Raw genomic sequence first — 23,683 nt, 5'->3', positions numbered from 1 at the left:
AGTGAAACGATGCATCGCCGATGGTAGTGTGGGGTTTCCCCATGTGAGAGTAGGTCATCGTCAAGATTAAATTCCAGAACCCCATTTGCGAAAGCAGATGGGGTTTTGTTTTGGGCGCGAGAAAAGTGCGAAGAGACTCATTACGTGGGCCTTCAATGCTAAAGTCCACGCCTCGATTTTGCTTTTCCCAAGGAAGCCGTTATGCCGGATGCGACGTCCCTCAGTGCTGGATTCATGGTGGTTCACGGCAACCGCCTGGACGAACTGCGCAGCCTGGTGGTCAGTTGGATGCGCCGCTATCCCCTGGCACCGCTGGAAAACGAAATCGCCCTGGTTCAAAGCAACGGCATTGCCCAGTGGCTCAAACTGGCCCTGGCCGAAGACCCTGAAGAAGATGATATGGGCGGCTGCGGCATCGCAGCTGCAATCGACGTGCAACTCCCCGGCAGCTTCATGTGGCAGCTCTACCGTATGGTCTTGGGACGCGACGAAATCCCACCCAAATCGCTACTCGATAAAGCCCCCCTGACCTGGCGCCTGATGCGCCTGCTCCCGGAGCTTATCGATCAGCCACACTTCGAACCGCTGCAGCGCTTCCTCACCCTCGATACCGACCTGCGTAAACGCTACCAACTTGCCGATCGGCTGGCGGACCTGTTCGACCAATATCAGGTCTACCGTGCCGACTGGCTGGAAGACTGGGCTGCTGGCCGTCACCAGTTGCGCAACAATCGAGGCGAGTCCAAACCCCTCAACCCTGCTAACTGCTGGCAAGCCGAACTGTGGCGCGCGTTGCTGCTGGATGTGGGCGAAGAAGGCATGGCCGAAAGTCGCGCCGGTGTGCACCAGCGCTTCATCGAGCGCATCAACTCCCTGGAGCAAGCTCCACCGGGACTGCCTTCTCGGGTCATCGTATTTGGTATTTCTTCATTGCCTGCGCAAGCGCTGGAAGCCCTGGCCGGTCTGGCTAGATTCAGCCAGGTCCTGTTGTGCGTGCATAACCCGTGTCGCCACCATTGGTCCGACATCGTTGCCGACAAAGACTTGCTACGTAACGAGTACAAACGCCAAGCACGTAAAGCTGGCATGCCGGTCACCATCGACCCTCAAACCTTGCACCAGCATGCGCACCCACTGCTGGCCGCCTGGGGCAAGCAAGGTCGCGACTACATCAGCCTGTTGGACAGCTACGACGACCCCAACAGCTACCGCGCCGCGTTCCGTGATGGCCGCATCGACCTGTTCAGCGACAGCGTACCCACTACGCTGCTCAACCAGCTCCAAGACGATATCCTCGAGCTGCGCCCACTCAATGAAACCCGCGAACGTTGGAGCGAAGGAGTCGACCTGCAACAAGACACCTCCATCCGCTTTCACATCGCCCACAGCGCCCAACGCGAAGTGGAAATACTCCACGACCAACTGCTCCAACGCTTCAGCGCCGACCCTACGCTGCGCCCGCGGGACATCATCGTCATGGTCCCGGACGTCGACAGTTACGCCCCACATATTCGCGCCGTATTCGGTCAGCTTGAGCGTAACGACCCCCGCTTCATCCCCTTTACCCTCACCGACCAGGGCCAACGTGGCCGCGACCCTCTACTGATCGCCGTCGAACACTTGCTCAAACTCCCCGACAGCCGCTTCCCCGTCAGCGAGATTCTCGACCTGCTCGACGTCCCGGCACTGCGTGAACGCTTCACCATCAAAGAGCGCGACCTGCCCACGCTGCACCGCTGGATCGAAGGCGCCGGCATCCGTTGGGGCCTCAACGCCGAACAACGCGCCGGCCTCGGCCTGCCCGGTGAGCTGGAGCAAAACAGTTGGCGTTTCGGGCTGCGCCGAATGCTGTTGGGCTACGCCGTCGGAACCGGCGCCGCCTGCGAAGGCATTGAACCCTACGACGAAATCGGCGGCCTCGACGCGGCACTGATAGGCCCTCTCGTTGCTTTACTCGACGCGCTCAATGACGCGCATCAAGCCTTAAACCAGCCCGCCTCGCCTCAAGAATGGGGCGAGCGTCTGCAACGCCTGATGCAACTGTTCTTCCTGCCCAGCAGCGAGCACGACGACTACCTGCTCGGCCAACTCGAACAACTCAGGGAAACCTGGCTGGAAACCTGTGAGTCCGTTGGCCTGCAGGATGAGTTACCGCTCACCGTCGTCCGCGAAGCCTGGTTGGCAGGCCTGGACCAAGGCCGCCTGTCCCAGCGATTCCTCGCCGGTGCTGTCAATTTCTGCACCCTGATGCCCATGCGTGCCATCCCGTTCAAACTCGTTTGCCTGCTCGGCATGAACGATGGGGATTACCCACGCGCCCAACCCCCGCTGGACTTCGACCTGATGGGCAGCGACTACCGCCCCGGCGACCGTTCACGTCGCGAAGACGACCGTTACCTGCTGCTCGAAGCGCTGCTGTCTGCCCGCGACCAGCTCTACATCAGTTGGGTTGGCCGCAGCATCCGCGACAACAGTGATCGCCCGGCCTCGGTGCTGATCGGCCAACTGCGCGACCACCTCGCCAGCGGCTGGAAACTCGCCAACAGCGAGGAATCGCTGATCGAAGCAATGACCCAAGAACATCCGCTACAACCCTTCAGTGCCCGCTACTTCCACGCAGGCGACCCGCTCTTCAGCTACGCCCGCGAATGGCAGTTGCTCCATGAAGCGCCAGAGAAAAGCCCAATAGAAGACGAGTTGCCACAGCACCAACAGGAAGAACCCCTGACCCTCGGCCAGTTGCAGGACTTCCTACGCAACCCCGTCAAACATTTCTTCAGCCAACGTCTGAAAGTGTTCTTCGAAGCCGCCGAAGTGCCGTTGGCCGACGAAGAACCCTTCGTCCTGGACGCACTGCAACGTTACAGCCTGAGCGACAGCTTGCTGAACGCCGCACTGAGCCAGCCCGATCATCCCGACCAGGCTCTCGCTGCCCAGGCACTGCGCCTACAAGGCAGCGGCCTTTTGCCCATGGTCGGTTTCGGAGAATGCCTACGCAATGAACTGATCGAGCCCTTGCCTGATTTGCTCCAGCGTTACCAACAACTGCTTGCCCTCTGGCCAACCCCGCACCCCGGCGCTGAACCGATCAGTTTTGAGCATCAAGGCATTCAGTTGGAAGGCTGGATCAGTGGTCTGCATCGACGCAGTGATGGCGAATTGTTAAGCGTCACCACCATCCCCAACAGCATTGGTTCGATCAAGAGCCGAAAGTGGCATCGCTTGATTCGCCCCTGGGTCAATCACGTGGTCGCCTGCGCCTGCGGCCTGCCCTTGAGTACGGGCTTGGTCGCCAGCGATGACACATTGCTGTTGCCGCCGTTGGATAAAACCACTGCCCAGGAAATCCTTGGCAACCTGTTGCTGGCCTGGCACTCCGGTATGCGAAAACCGCTGCCTGTTGCCGTCAAAACCGCCTTCGCCTGGCTCGGCCAAACCGACCCCGTCAAGGCCGAGGCTGCTGCCCATAAAGCCTACGAAGGCGACGGCGTGAACACCGACGGCGAGCGCCGCGAAACCCCAGCGCTCACCCGGCAGTTCCCCGACTTCGCCGCACTGATCGAAAGCGAAGAGTTCGAAGGCTGGTGCGAAACCCTGTATCGCCCCCTGATCAACGCCCCCTGGCGATCACTCACCAGCGCGGAGGCTGACGCATGAGCAGCAAACCCTTGGCTTTGGCTTTCCCGCTAAAAGGCAGCCAGCTGATTGAAGCCAGCGCCGGCACCGGCAAAACCTTCACCATTTCGGCTCTCTACTTGCGCTTGGTGCTCGGTAACGGTGGCGATGAGTCCGGCTTTGGCCGCGAATTGCTACCGCCGCAAATCTTGGTTGTGACCTTCACCGATGCCGCCACCAAAGAGCTGCGCGAACGCATTCGGATCCGCCTGGCCGAAGCCGCACGCTTCTTTCGCGGTGAAATCGAAAAACTAGACCCGCTGATCACTGATCTGCGCGACCAGTACCTGCCGGAACAATGGCCAGCCTGTGCCAACCGTCTGGATATCGCCGCGCAATGGATGGACGAAGCCGCCGTCTCGACCATCCACAGTTGGTGCCAGCGCATGTTGCGCGAGCACGCCTTCGACAGCGGCAGCCTGTTCACCCAGACGTTGGAAACCGACCACAGCGACCTGCTCGGCGAAGTGCTGCGCGACTATTGGCGACTGTTCTGCTACCCCATGCACGACGATGCGCTCAACTGGGTACGCAATAACTGGGGCGGCCCAGCCGCCTTGATGCCACGTGTGCGTGCGCTGTTCGGCAGCGAACGCCCCACTGATGAAACCCGCGAGCCGGCCGAACTGATCAACGCCTGCCTGCAAGAGCGCCGCGAAGCGCTGAAAACACTCAAAGCCCCCTGGCAGCAATGGGCGGCAGAACTACGTGACCTCTGCCTGCAAGCCGTGGCCGCCAAAGCCGTCGACGGCCGCAAGATGCAAGCCCGCTACTTCGAACCCTGGTTCGAAAAGATCAGTGCCTGGGCCGCTGACGACACCGTTGAGCAACTGGACATTGGCACCGGCTTCACCCGCCTCACACCCGATGGCATGGCCGAAGCCTGGAAGGGCGAGCCGCCGCACCATCCTGGTATCGATGCAATGGCTGGCCTGAAAGCCGCGCTCGACGCACTGCCAACCCCCGACGCCGCCGTGTTGCAACACGCCGCCGGCTGGGTGGGCAAACGCTTCGAAGAAGAAAAGCGTCGCCGTGCCGAAATGGGCTTCGACGACATGCTCATCCGCCTCAATGCCGCGCTGCAAGCAGAAGGCGGCGAGCGCCTGGCCAGTGTGATCCGCGAGCAATTCCCGGTGGCCCTGATCGACGAATTCCAAGACACGGACCCTGTGCAATACAGCATCTTCGACAGCATCTACCGCATCGAAGAAAACCACCTCGACAGTGGCCTGTTCCTGATCGGCGACCCCAAGCAGGCGATCTACGCCTTTCGCGGCGCCGACATCTACACCTACCTGCGCGCACGCCAGTCCACTACTGGCCGCCACCACACCCTGGGCACCAACTTCCGCTCCAGCCACGCGATGGTCGAGGCGGTGAACCATGTGTTCCAACGTGCAGAGGCCGGCCGTGGCGCATTCCTGTTCCGCGAGCCAGACGGTAGAAATCCGGTGCCGTTCCACCCGGTGTTGTCCCAAGGTCGCAAGGAACAACTGCAGGTCGACGGCCAAACGCTGCCAGCGATGAGCCTCTGGCATTTGCCCACCGATCAACCGATCTCCAATGTGCTCTATCGCCAACAACTGGCTGCGGCCTGTGCCACACAGATTGTCGATCTGCTCAATGGCGGGCAGCAGGGTCGTGCAGGTTTCCTACAGCCCGACGACAGCTTTAAAGGGGTACTACCGTCAGACATCGCCATCCTGGTTCGCGATGGCAAGGAGGCCCAGGCCGTACGCGCCGAGTTGGCCGCCCGTGGCGTGCGCAGTGTGTACCTGTCGGATAAAGATTCAGTCTTCGCCGCCCAGGAAGCCCATGACCTGCTGGCCTGGCTCAAAGCCTGTGCCGAGCCCGACGTTGAACGCCCCCTGCGCGCCGCGCTCGCTTGCGTCACCCTTAACCTGTCACTGCCCGAACTTGAGCGTCTGAATCAGGACGAATTGGCGTGGGAAACCCGCGTGATGCAATTCCGCGGTTACCGTGCAATCTGGCGTAGCCAAGGCGTGCTGCCGATGCTGCGCCGTCTGCTTCACGACTTCAAACTGCCGCAAACCCTGATCGCCCGCGGCGACGGCGAACGCGTGCTGACCAACCTGTTGCACCTGAGCGAACTGCTGCAACAGGCCGCCTCCGAACTCGATGGCGAACAGGCGCTGATCCGCCACTTGGCCGAGCATCTAGCGTTGTCAGGCCAGGCCGGCGAGGAACAGATCCTGCGTCTGGAAAGCGACGAGCAACTGGTCAAGGTCGTGACCATCCACAAGTCCAAAGGCCTGGAATACGACCTGGTGTTCTTGCCCTTCATTTGCTCGGCCAAACCGGTGGACGGCAGCCGCTTGCCCCTTCACTACCACGATGAAAACGGCAAACCCCAAGTCAGCCTGCGCCCGACCGCCGAGTTGATCGCCCAAGCCGACGATGAGCGCCTGGCCGAAGACCTGCGCTTGTTCTACGTGGCCCTGACCCGCGCTAAACACGCGTGTTGGCTGGGCGTTGCCGACCTCAAGCGCGGTAACAGCAACAGCTCGGTATTGCACTTGTCGGCCCTGGGTTACCTGTTGGGTGCCGGCGCATCGCTGGCAGAGTCCGCAGGCCTGGCGCGCTGGTTACTGGATTTGCAGCAAGGCTGCCCGGCGATCCATTACGCGCAAGTGCCTGAGGCGCAAGACACGCTGTTTCATCCGCCTCGCAACGAAGCCACGTTGCTCGCGCCTTTGCTGCCCAAGCGCAAGGCTGCCGAAAACTGGTGGATCGCTTCCTACAGTGCACTTCGCATTGGCGACAGCATGAGCGCCGCGAGCCTTGAAGCACCAGAAAGCCCACAGGCCCAGAAGCTGTTCGATGACGAGCGTCTGGACCCCGACGCACCACGCGAAGTGGCAGCGTCTGGCGGTGATATTCATCGTTTCCCACGCGGCCCAAACCCCGGCACCTTCCTCCATGGCCTGCTTGAGTGGGCGGGCGGGGAGGGCTTCAATGCCACCCCTCAAGACATCGAAAAAGCCGTAGGCGCCCGCTGTAATCGCCGCAATTGGGAAGGCTGGATCACCACCCTCAGCGGTTGGCTGGGCCATTTGCTGCGCACGCCGCTGCCGGTGGATAACGACCGCGTCAGCCTTGGCGAGCTGCAGCAGTACCAGATCGAGATGGAGTTCTGGTTCGCCAGTCACAAGGTCGACGTGCTCGCCCTCGACAAACTGGTGTGCGAGTACACCCACAACGGCGTGTCCCGTGTTGCCGCCGAACCGGTGTTGCTCAACGGCATGTTCAAGGGCTTTATCGACCTGACCTTCGAACACGATGGCCGTTACTACGTGGCCGATTACAAGTCCAACTGGCTCGGCCCTGATGATTCGGCCTACACCTTTGATGCCATGGAACAGTCGATCCTCGACCATCGGTACGACCTGCAATACGTACTTTACCTGCTGGCCCTGCATCGCCAGCTCAAGGCGCGCCTGCCCGACTACGACTATGACCGCCACGTCGGCGGCGCGTTGTACGTGTTTCTGCGCGGTACTCAGTCCGCCAGTCAGGGCGCGTATTTCACACGGCCGCCACGGGCATTGATCGAAGGCTTGGACCTGATGTTCCAGGGCAAACCCATCCCGCCCAAGGTTGAGCCCGCCTGGGAACAAGGAGTGCTGCTATGAGCCTGTCGCCATTGGCCCTTGAGGACTTGATGCCACTAAGCCGTGCCGCTGACCTGGTGCAATTGCTGGAACGTTGGGTTGAGCGTGGCTGGCTGCGAGCCCTGGACAAAGCCTTCGTCGGTTTCTTGCACGAGCTCGACCCGCAGGCCGACCCCTTGGTGTTGCTGGCGGCGGCCTTGACCAGCCACCAATTGGGCCACGGTCACGTGTGCCTCGACCTGTTCGAAACCCTCAATGCGCCGGATTTTGCGCTGTCCTTGCCGCCCGAAGGCGACCTGCAAACCGGCGCAATGTTGCTTCCGTCCCAACTGCTCGACGGCCTCGACGGCGCCCATTGGTGCCATGCCCTGGCCTCCAGCCATTTGGTGGCACTGGCGGTCGATGGCAGTGACTCTGCGCAAAGCCGCCCGTTGGTGCTGTCTGGCAAGCGCTTGTACCTGCGCCGCTACTGGGCTTACGAGCGGCGCATCGACACCGCCCTGCGCTTGCGCCTTGCCACACAAGAAGCGGTTGCTGTCGACCTGCCTGCGCGCCTGAACAGCCTGTTCGATCAACCGCCGCCCGATGGCGTGATCGACTGGCAAAAGCTGGCCTGCGCCTTGGCCACCCGCGGTGCGTTCAGCATCGTCACTGGCGGCCCCGGCACCGGCAAAACCACCACGGTAGTGCGCTTGCTGGCGTTGTTGCAGGCGCCTGCCGTTGAGGCCGGCAGCCCGTTGCGTATTCGCCTGGCCGCGCCTACCGGCAAGGCGGCGGCACGACTTACCGAATCCATCAGCCAGCAAGTACAGTCGCTGACCGTGCCCGACAACGTGCGGGACAAAATCCCCACTCAAGTCACCACCGTTCACCGCCTGCTGGGCAGTCGCCCGGGCACGCGGCACTTTCGCCACCACATCGGCAACCCGCTGCCGCTGGACGTGCTGGTGGTGGATGAAGCCTCGATGATCGACCTGGAAATGATGGCCAACCTGCTGGATGCCTTGCCACCCCATGCACGCCTGGTGCTGCTGGGCGACAAGGATCAACTCGCGTCGGTTGAAGCCGGCGCCGTGCTCGGCGACTTGTGCCGCGACGCCGAAGCTGGCTGGTACAGCCCCCAGACCCGCCAATGGCTGCAAACGGTCAGCGGTGAAGACCTCAGCGCCAGCGGCCTGCACGAAGACCTCGACGACAGCCACCCCCTGGCCCAACAAGTGGTGATGTTGCGCTACTCGCGGCGTTTCGGTGAAGGCAGCGGCATCGGTCAACTGGCGCGCTGGGTCAACCAGCAGAATGCTGACGAGGCACGCAAACTGTTGCGCGCTGGCAGCCACAAAGACTTGTTTTGCGTCAGCCTCAAGGGCGAACACGACCACGCGTTGGAGCGGTTGGTATTGGACGGGCAGGGCGATGGCGCCGAGGGTTACCGCTACTACCTCAACCTGTTGCACAGCGCTCGGCCACCTTTGGATACCCCGCGTGACAGCGCAGCCTGGACGCACTGGGCGCAACAGCTGCTGCACGCCTTCGATGCGTTCCAACTGCTCTGCGCTGTGCGCAAAGGCCCCTGGGGCGTAGAAGGGTTGAACCTGCGCATCACCGCCGCCCTGCGCAAAGTGCGGCTGATTGAAGGTGACGAGCAATGGTACGAAGGCCGCCCGGTGCTGATGACCCGCAACGATTACGGCCTCGGCTTGATGAACGGCGATATCGGCATCGCCCTCAAACTGCCCGAAAGCGACGGCGGCCCACAGGTGCTGCGCGTGGCGTTCCCGCGCAATGACGGCCAGGGCGGCGTGCGTTTTGTATTGCCTAGCCGCCTGAACGATGTGGAAACCGTGTACGCCATGACCGTGCACAAGTCCCAGGGGTCGGAGTTCACCCACACGGCGCTGATCCTGCCGGATGCGCTGAACCCGGTGCTCACCAAAGAGCTGATCTACACCGGTATTACCCGAGCCAAGCGTTGGTTCAGCCTGATCGAACCCCGTGGCGGCGTGTTTGAAGAAGCTGTTAGGCGCAAGGTTAAGCGCTTGAGCGGATTGATGCTGAAGTTGGACGGAGAGTCAGAAATATCTGACGCTGTGCTATCGTTGCGGCATCACTCCTAAAACACCTGAGAGAATCGCTGCATGAACGTGGCTGTCTCGCCTACAGAGCGCAGTTCGAGCTGGAGACGCACGCTGCTGGTGGCGCTTTTATGCGTCCTTGCGCCCCAGGTTTTTGCTCAGGCGCCAGCGCCTGCCGGTGCTGCCGATCACCGCGCGCAGGCAGTTACCCAAGTGGTCCTCGGTATCCTCAGCTATGCCCGCTGGCCGGTGGAGCCTGCGCAACTGCGGTTGTGCATCGTCGGCCCCACCCAATACACCGATGACTTGGTCAAAGGTACTACCCAGGCCACCGGCCGCCCGGTGGTGGTGCAACGCCTGCTGGCCGATCACGCCGATATTGTTGGCGCCTGCGACGCCGTCTACATCGGCAAGCTCAGTGCCGATGAACGCAGCCAACTGTTTACCTCGTTGATCGGCCACCCGGTGCTCAGCATCAGCGAAGGCGGCGACCAGTGCACCGTGGGCAGCCTGTTTTGCCTGCGGGTGGGCGATGAGCAGGTGTCGTTCGAGGTCAACCTCGACTCCGTGGCCCGCAGTGGCGTGCGCATTCATCCCAGTGTGCTGCAACTGTCGCGTCGCCGAGCGCCCACGTCATGACCGCAGTGAAATCGCGACCGACTCTGCGCTCGGTCATCGGCCGGGGGCACCTGATCCTCGCGCTGGTGGCCGTTACGCTTGCGAGCATCTCCCTGACCTTGCTCGGCGTGTTGGCGCTGCGCGCATATGCCGAACACAACCTGCACCTGATCGCGCGCTCCATCAACTACACCGTGGAAGCGGCGGTGGTGTTTAACGACCGCGCAGCGGCCACTGAAGCCCTCAGCCTGATCGCCTCCACCGAAGAAGTCGCCCAGGCTGAGGTCTTCAATGCCAACGGCAAGTTGCTGGCGCACTGGACACGCCCGGAAACCGGCATGCTCTCGCGGGTTGAACTGGAGCTGGCGCATACCCTGCTCGAACAGCCGATCAGCCAGCCAATCCTGCATCAAGGCCGAACCATCGGCAGCATCCACCTGACCGGCCACGGCGGCAGCCTGTTGCGCTTTCTGCTCAGCGGCCTGGCCGGGATTCTGATTTGTACCGCCCTCAGCGCCTGGGTTGCGCTGATTCTGGCGCGGCGCCTGTTACGCGGCATCACCGGGCCGTTGCAAAGCCTCGCCAGCGTGGCCCACGCCGCCCGCAGCGAGCGTGATTTCGACCGCCGCGTGCCACCGGCGCAGATCGCCGAACTGCATAGCCTGGGCAGCGACTTCAACGCCTTGCTTGGCGAAATGGAGGCTTGGCAAAGCCACCTGCAAAGCGAAAACGAAAGCCTCGCCCACCAGGCCAACCACGACAGCCTCACCGGTTTACCCAACCGTGCGTTCTTCGAAGGCCGCTTGATCCGTGCCCTGCGCAGCGCTGCCAAGGCCAAGGAGCGGGTCGCGGTGCTGTACCTCGACAGCGACCGTTTCAAAGACATCAACGACAACTTCGGCCATGCCGCCGGCGACGCCGTGTTGGTGGCCGTCGCCGAGCGGGTGCGCGCGCAACTGCGCGACGACGACCTGGTGGCGCGTCTGGGGGGTGATGAATTCGCCATCCTGCTGGCGCCGTTGCACAAGCTGGAAGATGCGCAGCGCATCGCCGACAAAATCATCGCCAGCATGGACACGCCCATCTCGGTGCCCGGCAGCACGCAGGTGTTGACCTCCCTCAGTATCGGCATCGCCCTCTACCCCGATCATGGCGCCACACCCGGCACCTTGCTCAACGCCGCCGACGCGGCGATGTACCAGGCCAAACGTTTGTCTTCGGGCGGCCAGCAAACGGCGGAGTCGGAGAACTCCGCTGTCAATATTCAACACAGGAGTTGATCCCTTGTTCTCGACCGCGCGTTTTATGTTTATCTCTCTGCTGGTGGCCTTGCTCGCCCTCGGTGGCTGCCAGACGGCGCCCCCCAAAGGCCTGACCCCGGCGCAGATCGCAGTCCTCCAGCAACAAGGTTTCGAATTGACCGATGAAGGTTGGGCGTTCGGCCTGTCCGGCAAAGTGTTGTTCGGCAGCGACGTCGAGGTGCTCAACCAGCCCAGCACCGACATCGTCCAACGCATCGGCAAAGCCCTGCTCGGCGTGGGTATCGAGCGCGTGCGGGTAGACGGCCATACCGACGCCTCGGGCAAAGAAATGTACAACCAGCAACTGTCCCTGCGCCGCGCAAAAAGCGTGGCCACGGTGTTGAAAACAGTGGGGATGAAGGAAGAAAACATCCAACTGCGCGGCCTGGGCAGCAGCGAGCCGGTGGCGCCGAACACCACGGCGGCGGGGCGTACAGAGAACCGGCGGGTGTCGATTGTGGTGATTGCGGACTGAGCGCAGGTCCTCATCCCAGACTTGAAATGCAGTCAAATGTGGGAGGGGGCTTGCCCCCGATAACGGAGTGTCAGTCGCTGGATGTATTGGCTGACACACTGCAATCGGGGGCAAGCCCCCTCCCACATTTTAACCTCAGTGTCAGTCAGCAAAGCGCATCTGGCGCGTCTGCCCCATCAACAACCCCTGGTTCTGCTCCGTCACTTCACGGATGTAGTCCCACAACAACGTAATCCGCTTCAACTTCCTCAAATCCTCCCGGCAATACATCCAGAACTGCCGCGTAATCGCTATCTCCTCCCCCAATACCGGCAACAACCGCGCATCCTGCGCCGCCAAAAAACACGGCAATATCGCCATCGACCGGCCCTGCTGCGCCGCCACGTACTGCGCGATCACGCTGGTACTGCGCAAGCTCGCACTGGCGCCAGGCACGACGTTTGCCAAGTACAGCAACTCCGAGCTGAACGCCAAATCATCCACGTAGCTGATAAACGGATGCTCAGCCAAATCCGATGGACGTTGGATGGGGGGATGTTGGTCGAGGTATTCCTGGGTGGCATACAACTGCAGCTTGTAGTCGCACAGCTTGCAGCACACGTAGGGCCCGTGTTCCGGGCGTTCCAGGGCGATGACGATGTCGGCTTCGCGCTTGGACAGGCTGATGAAGTGGGGCAGGGGCAAAATGTCGACCGAGATCGCCGGGTAGGTGTCGACGAAATGGCTCAGTTGTGGGGTGACGAAGAAGCTGCCGAACCCTTCGGTGCACCCCATGCGCACATGGCCCGACAGGGCCACGCCAGAGCCAGACACCTGTTCGCAGGCCATGTGCAGGGTGCTTTCGATGGACTCTGCGTAGCCCAGCAAACGCTGGCCTTCGGTGGTGAGTACAAAGCCGTTGGTCCGGGATTTTTCGAATAGCAGCGTGCCGAGGGACACTTCCAGCGAACTGATGCGGCGTGACACCGTGGTGTAGTCCACCGCCAGGCGCTTGGCGGCCACGCTGGCCTTGCGGGTACGGGCCACTTCAAGGAAAAACTTCAGGTCATCCCAGTTCAGGGAGCCCAATGATGTGATGTTTTTTTGCATATTGGACCGGCTTTTATGTGCGTTCTTATTAGAGATTTGCACATCTATACTCCAAAAACTGTCCGAACGCCTCATTCTTCAAGGCGATTCAACGCCTTGGTTCTCTAGCATAACTATAAGATTTGGAGACCACATGAACGCATCTGCCGATATTTCCGTGCAACAGGCCAAGTTGCTGATCAACGGCGAGTGGGTCGAGTCCAAGACCACCCAATGGCAAGACATCGTCAACCCGGCCACCCAAGAAGTGCTGGCCAAAGTCCCCTTCGCCACGCCTGAAGAAGTCAACGCCGCCATCGACGCCGCCCACCGCGCCTTCCAGACCTGGAAGCTCACGCCCATCGGCGCGCGCATGCGCATCATGCTTAAGCTGCAAGCCCTGATTCGCGAGCATTCCAAGCGCATTGCCGTGGTGCTCAGCAACGAGCAGGGCAAGACCATTGCCGATGCCGAAGGCGATATTTTCCGTGGCCTGGAAGTGGTCGAGCACGCCTGCTCCATTGGCACCCTGCAGATGGGCGAGTTTGCCGAGAACGTCGCCGGTGGCGTCGACACTTACACCCTGCGCCAACCCATCGGCGTGTGCGCCGGTATCACGCCGTTCAACTTCCCGGCGATGATTCCGCTGTGGATGTTCCCGATGGCGATTGCCTGCGGCAATACCTTCGTCCTTAAGCCGTCCGAACAAGACCCGCTGTCGACCCTGCTGTTGGTCGAGTTGGCGCTGGAAGCCGGTGTGCCACCGGGTGTACTCAACGTGGTCCACGGCGGCAAGGATGTGGTGGATGCGCTGTGCACCCACAAAGACATCAAGGCCGTGTCCTTCGTGGGGTCGACCGCTGTCGGTACTCACGTCTACGACCTGGCCGGCAAACATGGCAAGCGCGTGCAATCGATGATGGGCGCCAAGAACCACGCCGTGGTGCTGCCGGACGCCAACCGCGAACACACCCTCAATGCCTTGGTCGGTGCCGGTTTCGGTGCGGCGGGCCAGCGTTGCATGGCGACTTCGGTGGTGGTGCTGGTGGGCGCGTCCAAGCAATGGCTGCCGGACCTGAAAGCGCTGGCGCAAAAGCTCAAGGTCAACGCCGGCAGTGAAGCGGGCACCGATGTCGGCCCGGTGATCTCCAAGCGCGCCAAGGCACGCATTCTGGAGCTGATCGAAAGCGGCGTGAAAGAAGGCGCCAAGCTGGAGCTGGACGGCCGCGACATCCAGGTACCGGGCTTCGAGCAAGGCAACTTCGTTGGCCCGACCCTGTTCTCGGGCGTGACTACCGACATGCAGATCTACACCCAGGAAATCTTCGGCCCGGTGCTGGTGGTGATCGAAGTTGCGACCCTCGATGAGGCCATCGCGCTGGTCAACGCCAACCCGTTCGGCAACGGTACGGGCCTCTTCACCCAGAGCGGTGCGGCAGCGCGTAAGTTCCAGAGCGAAATCGATGTGGGCCAGGTCGGCATCAATATCCCTATCCCGGTGCCGGTGCCGTTCTTCAGCTTCACCGGTTCGCGTGGTTCCAAACTGGGCGACCTGGGGCCGTACGGCAAGCAAGTGGTGCAGTTCTACACCCAGACCAAAACCGTCACCAGCCGCTGGTTCGACGACGACACGGTCAACGATGGCGTCAACACCACCATCAACCTGCGCTGAGTCCGGGAGACGACCATGAAGATTGCATTTATCGGTTTGGGTAACATGGGCGCACCCATGGCCCGCAACTTGATCAAGGCCGGCCACGCGCTGAACCTGTTTGACCTGAACCAGACCGTGCTTAAGGAATTGGCCGAGCTGGGCGGCACCATCAGTGATTCACCGCGTGATGCGGCGAGCGGCGCGGAGCTGGTCATCACCATGCTGCCGGCCGCCGCCCATGTACGCAGCGTGTGGCTGAATGAAGATGGCGTACTCGCCGGCATCGGCAAAGGCGTGCCAGCGGTGGACTGCAGCACCATCGACCCGCAGACCATCCGTGACGTGGCAGCGGCGGCGACCAAACAAGGTGTGGCCGTGGCCGACGCGCCCGTCTCCGGCGGCACGGGTGGCGCCCAGGCTGGCACGTTGACCTTTATGGTCGGTGCCACCCCGGAACTGTTCGCCACCCTGCAACCGGTGCTGGCGCAGATGGGCCGCAACATCGTGCACTGCGGAGATGTGGGTACCGGGCAAATTGCCAAGATCTGCAACAACTTGTTGTTGGGTATCAGCATGGTTGGCGTCAGCGAAGCCATGGCGTTGGGTGATGCGCTGGGCATCGACACCCAAGTGTTGGCGGGGATTATCAACAGCTCCACTGGGCGTTGCTGGAGTTCGGACACGTACAACCCTTGGCCGGGGGTGATTGAAACGGCTCCGTCATCGCGGGGTTATACCGGCGGGTTTGGTGCTGACCTGATGCTCAAGGATTTGGGGCTTGCCACCGAAGCGGCGCGCCAGGCACACCAGCCGGTGATCCTCGGTGCAGTGGCTCAGCAGTTGTACCAATCGATGAGCCAGCGTGGGGAAGGGGGCAAAGACTTCTCGGCAATCATCAACAGCTACCGCAAACCCAAATAAGGTTTCACCGGGACCTGTGGTGAGCGGGGCAAGCCCGCTCACCACAAAGAACAATCAGGCAAACACGAAATACTTACGCACAGTCTCAACCACTTCCCACGTGCCCTTCATCCCAGGCTCCACCACAAAGATATCCCCAGCCCGCAAGTGAATCGGCTCCAGGCCTTCAGGGGTGATGATGCAGTAGCCTTCCTGGAAGTGGCAGTATTCCCACTTCACGTAGTCCACATACCATTTGCCCGGCGTGCAGATCCAGGTGCCCATGATCTTGCTGCCGTCTTCGCTGGTGTAGGCATTGAGGTTGACGGTGTGCGGGTCGCCTTCGAGCTTTTCCCATTTGCAGGCATCCAGGACCGGCAAGGGGTGGGTGTCGCGCAGTACGGTGATGGGCTTGGACATGATGTCTCCGAGGCAGGGGATTCGAAGCTGAACCCTAAGGCCTTGGGCGCGGCGACAGTGGTCTGTACTCGACATCGGGATGTCCATAAGCGCAAAGCAAATTCATCGGGCTTCTGGAATTGGAATGCAATCAAATGTGGGAGGGGGCTTGCCCCCGATGACAGTGTGTCAGTCGCTGAAACATTGACTGGCCTACCGCAATCGGGAGCAAGCCCCCTCCCACAAAGGTATTACTGTGCTGCGGCTACCGCTTTCGATTTGCTCACCCGCAACCGGTAGGCAACATAGATAATCCCCACCCACACCGGCATCGCATACACCGACTCACGAATGCCCGGAATCGCCAGCATCACGCTGATGATCACCACCATGAACGCCAGGCACAGGTAGTTGCTGAACGGGAACCAGAAGGTCTTGAACGACGGCGTCACGCCGTGCTCGCCCATGGCCTTGCGGAACTTGATGTGGGTGATGCTGATCAGCGCCCAGTTGATCATCAGCGAGGCAACCACCAGGGCGAACAGCAACTCAAGGGCACTCTGCGGTGCTACGTAGTTCACCACCACGCACAGCATCGTCACCAACGCCGATACTGCCAGGGCCCGCAGCGGCACGCCTTGTTTGTTCAGCTTCATCAGTGCTTTGGGCGCATCGCCTTGTTCGGCCAGGCCGAACAGCATGCGGCTGTTGCAGTACACGCCGCTGTTGTACACCGACAGTGCCGCCGTCAGCACCACAAAGTTGAGGATGTGCGCCGCCGTGTCGTTACCGATCAACGAAAAGATCTGTACAAACGGGCTGCCACTGTAGGCATCGCCCGACGCGCCTAGGGTTTGCAGCAGTTGATCCCACGGGTACAACGACAGCAGCACCGTCAGGGCGCCGACATAGAAAATCAGGATGCGATACACCACTTGGTTGATCGCCTTCGGGATCACTTTGCGTGGCTCGCTGGCCTCGGCGGCAGTGATACCGACCAGTTCCAGGCCACCGAACGAGAACATGATGAACGCCATGGCCATCAATAGTCCCATGCCGCCATTGGGGAAGAACCCGCCGTGGCTCCACAGGTTGCTGATAGACGCCTGCGGGCCGCCGGTGCCGCTGAACAGCAGGTAGCAACCGAGCAGGATCATGCCAATGATCGCCACCACCTTGATGATCGCAAACCAGAACTCGGCCTCACCGAAGAACTTCACGTTCAGGGTGTTGATCAGGTTCACTGCGACAAAGAACACCAGCGCGCTGACCCACGTCGGGATCTCAGGCCACCAGAATTGGATGTACTTGCCCACGGCCGTCAGCTCGGCCATGCCCACCAATACGTACAGTACCCAGTAGTTCCAGCCCGAGAGGAAGCCTGCATAGCCGCCCCAGTATTTGTGTGCGAAGTGGCTGAAGGAGCCGGCTACTGGCTCTTCGACAATCATCTCACCGAGCTGGCGCATCATCAGGAAGGCGATAAACCCTGCGATCGCGTAACCCAGGATCATCGACGGCCCCGCCGATTTGAGCACGCCGGCCGAACCGAGGAACAACCCCGTGCCAATCGCCCCACCCAAGGCAATCAGTTGAATATGCCGGTTCTTCAGGCCCCGCTTGAGGCCCACCGGGTTAACCATGTCATCCGCCATTAACGTTCCTTTCTACTTTTTCGCGAGGGTGATGCACGCCGCATCCGCCCTTAGAACTGCTGAGGGGGCAGATATTACTCCGGGTGACCTGTTCGTAACACCGTGGAGCGCCTAGTTCTTACGCACAGAGGCGTCACCTGGCCAACGCCGCCAGTAGCGCGGCGGCGTAGGTGGGTAGCTGTTCGAACGAGCGTGCGCTGAGTAGCAGTTTGCGGCAGGCCCATGCTTCGCGCAGAGGTTGGGCCTTGAAGCGAAGCTCTGCCGGGCAGCGCTCCAGGGCGGCTTGGGGCACGACCCCGAGACCTGCGCCCCTGGCGACCATACGGATCAAACCATCAAACCCCTCGGCACGTATGCGTGTCTGCAAGCGAAAGCCTGCGTGCAGCGCTTGTTCCTCCAGATACACCGAGAGCGCGCTATTGGCAGTGAGGCCTACGTAATCGTGTTGCAGGCTGTCGATAAAGCTGACGTTCTGGTTTGCCAGCGGGTGGCCCAGCGGCATGATCAGCACCAACGGATCATCGCGAAAAGGTAGGGTCTGTAAGCCGTGGGTGTCCACTGCATCGGAAATAATCCCCAGATCCGCCGTGCCCTGGCGCAGAGCCTGGGTGATACGCAGGCTGGGCAACTCCTGCAGGTCGATATCGAGGTTGGGGCGTTCGCGCAGAAAGTCTGCCAGCAGCTCCGGCAGGTACTCGCTGAGGGCGGTGGTGTTGCACAGCAGGCGCACCTGGCCTTTGATGCCATTGGCGTATTCGGCCAGGTCTTGTTGCAGGTGCTCGGCCTGTTGCAGCAACAGGCGGGCGTGACGGGCCAGGGCAATGCCTGCGGGTGTCGGGGTGACGCCTCGGCGGCCGCGGTCGAGAAACTCGATGCCCAGCGAAGCCTCCATGGCGCGGATGCGCGCACTGGCGGCGGCCAGGGACAAATGACTGCGCGCCGCGCCGGCGGTGATATTGCCGGTGTCGAGGATGTGCAGGTAGAGGCGCAGGTCGATCAGGTCAAAGTGCATGGCTGGAATTCTCGGGTGACTGGGCCGGCCCCATCGCGGGCAAGCCCGCTCCCACATTTGGATGTGTGAATATATTCAAGTGTGGGAGCTGGCTTGCCTGCGATAGCGATCTAAGCCTCACACAAAACAAGAGGCTGCCTCAGTATATGGCGAATTTCCAACCCCGCCCCAACCCCGCACAATCCCCCCATGAATACCTTCCTAGCGTTCTACCAAGACATCGGCCCCGCCCTGACCGTGCTGGTGTTCGCCACCTTCCTGCTGGCCGGCACCGTCAAAGGCGTGATCGGCCTGGGCCTGCCCACCGTCGCCATGGGCCTGCTCGGCCTGGCTATGTTGCCGGCGCAGGCTGCGGCGTTGCTGATCATTCCCTCAACGGTTACCAACCTCTGGCAACTGGCGTTCGGCGGCCACCTGAGCGCGTTGCTCAAACGCCTATGGCCGATGTTGCTGCTGATCTTTCTCGGCACCGGGTTGGGTACGGTTTGGTTGGGGATGGACGGTGGCGGCTGGGTGGTACACGCACTGGGCGGTGCGCTGTTGGTGTATGCGCTGAGCGGATTGTTCCTGCCAACGTTCAGCGTGAAGCCTGAAACCGAACGCTGGCTGGGGCCGCTCTGTGGTGTGATCACCGGCCTCGTCACCTCCGCCACCGGCGTCTTCGTCATTCCTGCGGTGCCTTATCTGCAAGCCTTGGGCTTGAATCGCGATCAACTGGTGCAGGCACTGGGCTTGTCGTTCACCGTATCGACCCTGGCGTTGGCTGCCGGGTTGGTGTGGCGCGGCACCTTGAACGGCGGCGAAATGAATGCTTCGCTGCTGGCGCTGGCCCCGGCGTTGTTGGGTATGTGGCTAGGCCAGGTAGCGCGCCAGCGCATCAGTGCGGTGTTGTTCAAGCGCGTGTTTTTTATCGGGATGGCCGTGTTGGGCGCCCATCTGCTGATAAACGGTTAACAATAGCTCGCCATTCGTGCATTTCAGTCAAAGGTATTTTGCCGCGCCGCCGCTTATTCCGAGCGGTCAAAATCGATAGTCTGCCTCCAGACATTTTCAACCTCTGGATACCCTCCCATGAAAAAAGTACTCCTGCTCAACGGCGGCAAAAAATTCGCCCATTCCGATGGCCGCTACAACACCACCCTGCATGATGCCGCCGTGGCCGTGCTCGACCGTGGCGGTATCGACGTCAAGGTCACCCATATCGACGAAGGCTACGACGTGGCCGAAGAGGTCGCGAAATTCCTCTGGGCTGACGTGATCGTCTACCAAATGCCCGGCTGGTGGATGGGTGCACCGTGGATCGTCAAAAAGTACATCGACGAAGTTTTCACCGAAGGCCACGGCAGCCTGTACGCCAGTGATGGCCGCACCCGTTCCGATGCGTCGCAAAAATACGGCAGCGGCGGCTTGGTGCAGGGCAAGCAATACATGCTGTCGTTGACCTGGAACGCACCGCAGCAAGCCTTCGACGACCCGAGCGACTTCTTCGAAGCCAAGGGCGTGGACGCGGTGTACTTCCCGTTCCACAAAGCCAATGAGTTCCTCGGCATGACCGCGTTGCCGACCTTCCTGTGTGTGGACGTCATGAAACGCCCGGCCATCGAAGCCGACGTGGCGCGCTACGAGAGGCATCTGGCGCAGGTGTTCAACCTCTCGGTGTAAGCTGCTGCAAACCTATAACGAGGAGCGCCTGTGAAAGCCCGATCCGACGAGCTACAAATCTTCGTCAGCGTGATCGAGTGCGGCTCGATTTCCGCCGCGGCGGAGCAGGTCGGGCAGACGCCGTCGGCGGTCAGCCGCACCTTGTCACGCCTGGAAGCCAAGCTCGACACCACGCTGATCAACCGCACCACGCGGCGCATGGACCTGACCGAAGAAGGCAAATACTTCTTCGAGCAGGCCAAGGTGATTTTGGCGCAGATGGAAGAGCTTGAAGAGCGCCTGTCTTCACGTCAGAAAAAACCGGCCGGTCGGCTGCGCATCAATGCGGCCGTGCCGTTCATGCTGCATGGGATCGTGCCGTACATCGCCGAATTTCGCAGCCTCTACCCCGAGATCCAGCTGGAGCTCAACAGCGATGACCTGATCATCGACCTGCTGGAGCAGAGCACCGACATTGCGATCCGCATTGGTGTGCTCGCCGACTCCACCCTGCATGCGCGCTCGTTGGGCTGCACGCCGCTGCATATCCTCGCCAGCCCCGAGTACATCTCGCAATTCGGCGCGCCGAGCACGGTGGCCGAGTTGGCAGGCCACACCTTGCTGGGCTTCTCCCAGACCGAAACCCTCAACCATTGGCCCCTGCGTCATGTGGAAGGCGACCGTTGGCTGATCCAGCCGAGCATTGCGGCCTCCAGCGGTGAAACCGTGCGCGAGCTGGCGCTGCAAGGGCAGGGCATTTGCTGCTTGTCCAACTTCATGACCGCCAACGACATCGACGCCGGCCGCCTGGTACCGGTGCTGGAGGCGTTCAACAGTGGTTATCGCCAGCCGATCCACGCGGTGTTTTACCGCAACTCGCAGTTGGCGCTGCGCATCCAGTGCTTCCTGGACTTTATCCAGGCCAAGCTGGCGCGGTATGCCTGCTGATTCGTGATCGCTACGCAAGAGTGAATTGGGTGCCAGGGGCTTATTCGACAGGGAGAGCCCCTTGATACTGGACCCATCACTTACCCAGTCAGGAGCACACTCCATGAACGTATTCGTAACCGGCGCCGCAGGGTTTATCGGTGGCTCCATCGCCACCGGCCTGATCAAGGCTGGCCACACCGTGACCGGCCTAGTACGCAGTGCCGAGCAAGCGGCTGACATGACGGCGCTGGGCATTACCCCGGTGCTTGGCACCCTGGACGATGCCAGTGTGTTGACCGAACAGGCCCATAAGGCCGACGCGGTGATCAACGCCGCCAGCAGCGACCATCGCGCTGCTGTGCAAACCTTGCTGGCGGCATTGAAGGGGTCGAACAAGCCGTTTCTGCACACCAGCGGTTCGAGCATCGTGGGGGATGCGTCGGGGGGTAAATCCAGCGATGTGATCTACTTCGAAGACAACCTGCCGGAGCCCACCGTCGACAAGGCCGCCCGCGTGGCCATCGACAACCTGATCCTCGCGGCCGCCCACGACGGCGTGAATTCGGCGGTGATCTGCAACACCCTGATCTACGGCCACAGCCTGGGCGTGAAGCGTGACAGCGTGCAATTGCCACGCTTGCTCAAGCAGGCGCGTAAGAGCGGGGTAGTGCGGCACGTGGGCACGGGGCAGAACATTTGGTCCAACGTGCACATTGAAGATGTGGTGGCGTTGTACCTGCTGGCCCTTGAGAAAAACGTGCCGGGCACCTTCTACTTTGTCGAAAGCAGTGAAGCGGCGTTTATCGACATGACCACGGCGATTGCCCAGGCGCTGAACTTGGGTGAGCCGCAGGATTGGCTGTTGGCCGAGGCTGAGGCTGAGTGGGGGTATGAGATGGCCAACTATGGTTTGGGTTCCAATAGCCGGGTGCGGGGCAAGCATGCGCGTGAGCTGTTGGGATGGGTGCCCAAGCGTACGTCGGTGGTGGAGTGGATTCGCAACGAGATGGTTTGATGTTCGCTTGAGACCCAGTGGCCTTTATCGCAGGCAAGCCAGCTCCCACATTTGAATGTGTTCACAAATCAAAATGTGGGAGCTGGCTTGCCTGCGATGGCTACACCTCGGTCCCCAGGCTAGCCCAAGCCCCCGCAATTCCGTACCATCCCCCGCCTTATCCCCCGCATTACCCTGGTACCTCATGAACCTCACCCGTCTGCGCGCCGATGCCCTGGCCGGCCTCACTACGTCGTTTGCGCTGCTGCCCGAATGCATCGCTTTTGCCCTGGTGGCCCACCTCAACCCGCTGATGGGGCTCTACGGCGCCTTTATCATCTGCACGCTGACGGCATTGTTTGGTGGGCGGCCGGGCATGGTTTCCGGTGCGGCAGGCTCGATGGCAGTGGTGATCGTCGCATTGGTCGTCCAGCACGGCGTCGAGTACTTGCTGGCTACGGTGTTGTTGGGCGGGCTGATCATGATCGCCTTCGGCCTGTTGCGTCTGGGCAAGCTGGTGCGCATGGTGCCGCACCCGGTGATGCTGGGGTTCGTCAACGGCCTGGCGATCATCATTGCGTTGGCGCAGCTCGAACATTTCAAAAGCGGTGAACACTGGCTCAGCGGCACGCCGTTGTACGTGATGATCGGGCTGGTGGTGGTGACCATGGTGATTGTCTACCTGCTGCCGCGCATCACCCGTGCCGTGCCGCCGGCGTTGGTGGCGATCCTCGGCGTGGGCCTGGCGGTGTACCTGCTGGGGCTGCCGACGCGTACGTTGGGCGACATGGCGCACATCGCCGGCGGCCTGCCGACCTTTGCGCTGCCGCAGATCCCCTTTACCTTTGAAACCCTCGGTATCATCGCGCCCTACGCGTTTTTGATGGCCATGGTCGGCCTGCTGGAAACTCTGCTCACCCTCAACCTCACCGACGAAATCACTGAGACCCGTGGCTACCCCGACCGCGAAAGTGTGGCCCTGGGCGCGGCGAACATGGTCTCGGGCCTGTTTGGCGGCATGGGCGGTTGCGCGATGATCGGACAAACCGTGATCAACTTGAGCTCTGGCGGGCGCGGGCGATTCTCCGGGGTGTTTGCCGGGGTGATGATCCTGTTGTTCATTCTGTTTTTGTCGCCGTTCATTGAGCGAATCCCGCTGGCGGCGCTGGTGGGGGTGATGTTCGTGGTGTCCCAGCAGACGTTTGCCTGGGCATCGTTGCGAGTGGTCAACAAGGTGCCGCTCAACGACGTGCTGGTGATTATCGCCGTAACGGTGATCACCGTGTTTACCGACCTGGCCACTGCAGTGATGTGCGGGATTGTGATTGCGGCGCTGAACTTTGCCTGGCAGCAGGCGCGGGAACTGTACGCCGATGAGCATATGGAAGCCGATGGCAGCAAGTTGTACCGCCTGCACGGCACGCTGTTCTTTGCCTCCACCACGCCATTCCTGAATCAGTTTGACCCGGCCAACGACCCGGCCCACGTGACGCTCGATTGCCGCCACTTGAGCTTTGTCGACTATTCGGCGATTGCCGCACTGATGACCCTGCGCGAGCGCTACAGCAAGGCCGGCAAGCACCTGCGGGTGCTGCATTTGTCGGAGCGCTGCAAAAAATTGCTCAAGCGCGCCAAGGTTCATCACGACTGATTGTGG

The 23,683-nt window shown here is 61.3% G+C and carries 17 protein-coding genes; 13 read left to right on the top strand and 4 right to left on the bottom strand.

The annotated features are described in order from the left end of the window. Positions 1-201: 201 nt before the first annotated feature. Genes recC through ICY20_RS27160 form a run of 6 tightly spaced genes read left to right on the top strand, consistent with a single transcriptional unit; the run spans position 202 to position 11,773 of the window. Positions 202-3,657: an exodeoxyribonuclease V subunit gamma gene (gene recC, locus ICY20_RS27185; RefSeq protein ID WP_194939118.1), complete on the top strand. Its 3,456-nt coding sequence runs from the start codon at positions 202-204 to the stop codon at positions 3,655-3,657. Further along, a complete protein-coding gene (gene recB / locus ICY20_RS27180) occupies positions 3,654-7,328 on the top strand; it encodes an exodeoxyribonuclease V subunit beta (protein ID WP_194939117.1) in 3,675 nt (1,224 codons plus the stop codon). The genes recC and recB overlap by 4 nt, the downstream gene beginning before the upstream one ends. Continuing rightward, positions 7,325-9,421 (top strand): exodeoxyribonuclease V subunit alpha, encoded by a 2,097-nt coding sequence (gene recD, locus ICY20_RS27175; RefSeq protein WP_194939116.1) that lies wholly within the window; start codon positions 7,325-7,327, stop codon positions 9,419-9,421. Before recB ends, recD begins: the two co-directional genes overlap by 4 nt. 21 nt (positions 9,422-9,442) lie before the next feature. After that, positions 9,443-10,018, top strand: coding sequence for a YfiR family protein (locus ICY20_RS27170; RefSeq protein WP_159963329.1), 576 nt, complete (start codon positions 9,443-9,445; stop codon positions 10,016-10,018). Further along, positions 10,015-11,277: a diguanylate cyclase domain-containing protein gene (locus tag ICY20_RS27165; RefSeq protein ID WP_159963330.1), complete on the top strand. Its 1,263-nt coding sequence runs from the start codon at positions 10,015-10,017 to the stop codon at positions 11,275-11,277. The genes ICY20_RS27170 and ICY20_RS27165 overlap by 4 nt, the downstream gene beginning before the upstream one ends. Positions 11,278-11,281: 4 nt before the next feature. Next, a complete protein-coding gene (locus tag ICY20_RS27160; RefSeq protein WP_159963331.1) occupies positions 11,282-11,773 on the top strand; it encodes an OmpA family protein in 492 nt (163 codons plus the stop codon). A 141-nt stretch (positions 11,774-11,914) separates the two neighbouring features. On the opposite strand, the gene ICY20_RS27155 is transcribed toward ICY20_RS27160, so the two are convergent. Then, positions 11,915-12,862 carry a LysR family transcriptional regulator gene (locus ICY20_RS27155; RefSeq protein ID WP_159963332.1) on the bottom strand — a complete coding sequence of 316 codons (948 nt, stop codon included), beginning with the start codon at positions 12,860-12,862 and terminating at the stop codon, positions 11,915-11,917. 133 nt (positions 12,863-12,995) lie between these two features. Between ICY20_RS27155 and ICY20_RS27150 the strand changes: the two genes are divergently transcribed. Continuing rightward, positions 12,996-14,513 (top strand): CoA-acylating methylmalonate-semialdehyde dehydrogenase, encoded by a 1,518-nt coding sequence (locus tag ICY20_RS27150; protein WP_194939115.1) that lies wholly within the window; start codon positions 12,996-12,998, stop codon positions 14,511-14,513. A gap of 15 nt (positions 14,514-14,528) precedes the next feature. Beyond that, on the top strand, positions 14,529-15,416 hold the full coding sequence (mmsB, locus tag ICY20_RS27145; protein ID WP_194939114.1) for a 3-hydroxyisobutyrate dehydrogenase: 888 nt from the start codon (positions 14,529-14,531) through the stop codon (positions 15,414-15,416). A gap of 54 nt (positions 15,417-15,470) precedes the next feature. Here the strand turns inward: mmsB and ICY20_RS27140 are convergent, their stop codons facing one another. The 3 genes from ICY20_RS27140 to ICY20_RS27130 form a co-directional block, all read right to left on the bottom strand. Next, the gene (locus ICY20_RS27140) at positions 15,471-15,815 is read right to left on the bottom strand and encodes a cupin domain-containing protein (protein WP_010206533.1); all 345 of its coding nucleotides are present in this window, start codon (positions 15,813-15,815) and stop codon (positions 15,471-15,473) included. Between the two features lie 230 nt (positions 15,816-16,045). Beyond that, positions 16,046-17,449 (bottom strand): amino acid permease, encoded by a 1,404-nt coding sequence (locus ICY20_RS27135; RefSeq protein WP_194939113.1) that lies wholly within the window; start codon positions 17,447-17,449, stop codon positions 16,046-16,048. 133 nt (positions 17,450-17,582) lie between these two features. Beyond that, positions 17,583-18,461 (bottom strand): LysR family transcriptional regulator, encoded by an 879-nt coding sequence (locus ICY20_RS27130; RefSeq protein ID WP_194939112.1) that lies wholly within the window; start codon positions 18,459-18,461, stop codon positions 17,583-17,585. Positions 18,462-18,650: 189 nt separating this feature from the next. Here ICY20_RS27130 and ICY20_RS27125 point away from each other — a divergent pair, with 189 nt between their 5' ends. The 5 genes from ICY20_RS27125 (at position 18,651) to ICY20_RS27105 (ending at position 23,677) form a co-directional block, all read left to right on the top strand. After that, a complete protein-coding gene (locus ICY20_RS27125; protein ID WP_194939111.1) occupies positions 18,651-19,415 on the top strand; it encodes a sulfite exporter TauE/SafE family protein in 765 nt (254 codons plus the stop codon). A gap of 117 nt (positions 19,416-19,532) precedes the next feature. Next, positions 19,533-20,123, top strand: a complete 591-nt coding sequence (locus ICY20_RS27120; RefSeq protein ID WP_159959668.1) for an NAD(P)H-dependent oxidoreductase — start codon at positions 19,533-19,535, stop codon at positions 20,121-20,123. A gap of 30 nt (positions 20,124-20,153) precedes the next feature. Further along, positions 20,154-21,050 carry a LysR substrate-binding domain-containing protein gene (locus tag ICY20_RS27115; RefSeq protein ID WP_159959666.1) on the top strand — a complete coding sequence of 299 codons (897 nt, stop codon included), beginning with the start codon at positions 20,154-20,156 and terminating at the stop codon, positions 21,048-21,050. Positions 21,051-21,153: 103 nt separating this feature from the next. Further along, entirely contained in the window at positions 21,154-22,047 is an 894-nt protein-coding gene (locus ICY20_RS27110; protein WP_159959664.1) for an NAD-dependent epimerase/dehydratase family protein, read from the top strand. Positions 22,048-22,231: 184 nt separating this feature from the next. Further along, positions 22,232-23,677 carry a SulP family inorganic anion transporter gene (locus ICY20_RS27105; protein ID WP_194939110.1) on the top strand — a complete coding sequence of 482 codons (1,446 nt, stop codon included), beginning with the start codon at positions 22,232-22,234 and terminating at the stop codon, positions 23,675-23,677. The last annotated feature ends 6 nt before the right edge of the window (positions 23,678-23,683 follow it).

This window comes from Pseudomonas pisciculturae (assembly GCF_015461805.1).
Classification (GTDB): Bacteria; Pseudomonadota; Gammaproteobacteria; order Pseudomonadales; family Pseudomonadaceae; genus Aquipseudomonas; species Aquipseudomonas pisciculturae.
Note: the sequence above shows the minus strand (reverse complement) of the source record. Positions and strands in the feature narration are given on the sequence as shown.

Coding starts and splice junctions, on each gene's coding strand:
- recC (WP_194939118.1), top strand. CDS start 202: ATGCCGGATGCGACGTCCCTCAGTGCTGGATTCATGGTGGTTCACGGC.
- recB (WP_194939117.1), top strand. CDS start 3,654: ATGAGCAGCAAACCCTTGGCTTTGGCTTTCCCGCTAAAAGGCAGCCAG.
- recD (WP_194939116.1), top strand. CDS start 7,325: ATGAGCCTGTCGCCATTGGCCCTTGAGGACTTGATGCCACTAAGCCGT.
- ICY20_RS27170 (WP_159963329.1), top strand. CDS start 9,443: ATGAACGTGGCTGTCTCGCCTACAGAGCGCAGTTCGAGCTGGAGACGC.
- ICY20_RS27165 (WP_159963330.1), top strand. CDS start 10,015: ATGACCGCAGTGAAATCGCGACCGACTCTGCGCTCGGTCATCGGCCGG.
- ICY20_RS27155 (WP_159963332.1), bottom strand. CDS start 12,862: ATGCAAAAAAACATCACATCATTGGGCTCCCTGAACTGGGATGACCTG.
- ICY20_RS27150 (WP_194939115.1), top strand. CDS start 12,996: ATGAACGCATCTGCCGATATTTCCGTGCAACAGGCCAAGTTGCTGATC.
- mmsB (WP_194939114.1), top strand. CDS start 14,529: ATGAAGATTGCATTTATCGGTTTGGGTAACATGGGCGCACCCATGGCC.
- ICY20_RS27140 (WP_010206533.1), bottom strand. CDS start 15,815: ATGTCCAAGCCCATCACCGTACTGCGCGACACCCACCCCTTGCCGGTC.
- ICY20_RS27135 (WP_194939113.1), bottom strand. CDS start 17,449: ATGGCGGATGACATGGTTAACCCGGTGGGCCTCAAGCGGGGCCTGAAG.
- ICY20_RS27130 (WP_194939112.1), bottom strand. CDS start 18,461: ATGCACTTTGACCTGATCGACCTGCGCCTCTACCTGCACATCCTCGAC.
- ICY20_RS27125 (WP_194939111.1), top strand. CDS start 18,651: ATGAATACCTTCCTAGCGTTCTACCAAGACATCGGCCCCGCCCTGACC.
- ICY20_RS27120 (WP_159959668.1), top strand. CDS start 19,533: ATGAAAAAAGTACTCCTGCTCAACGGCGGCAAAAAATTCGCCCATTCC.
- ICY20_RS27110 (WP_159959664.1), top strand. CDS start 21,154: ATGAACGTATTCGTAACCGGCGCCGCAGGGTTTATCGGTGGCTCCATC.
- ICY20_RS27105 (WP_194939110.1), top strand. CDS start 22,232: ATGAACCTCACCCGTCTGCGCGCCGATGCCCTGGCCGGCCTCACTACG.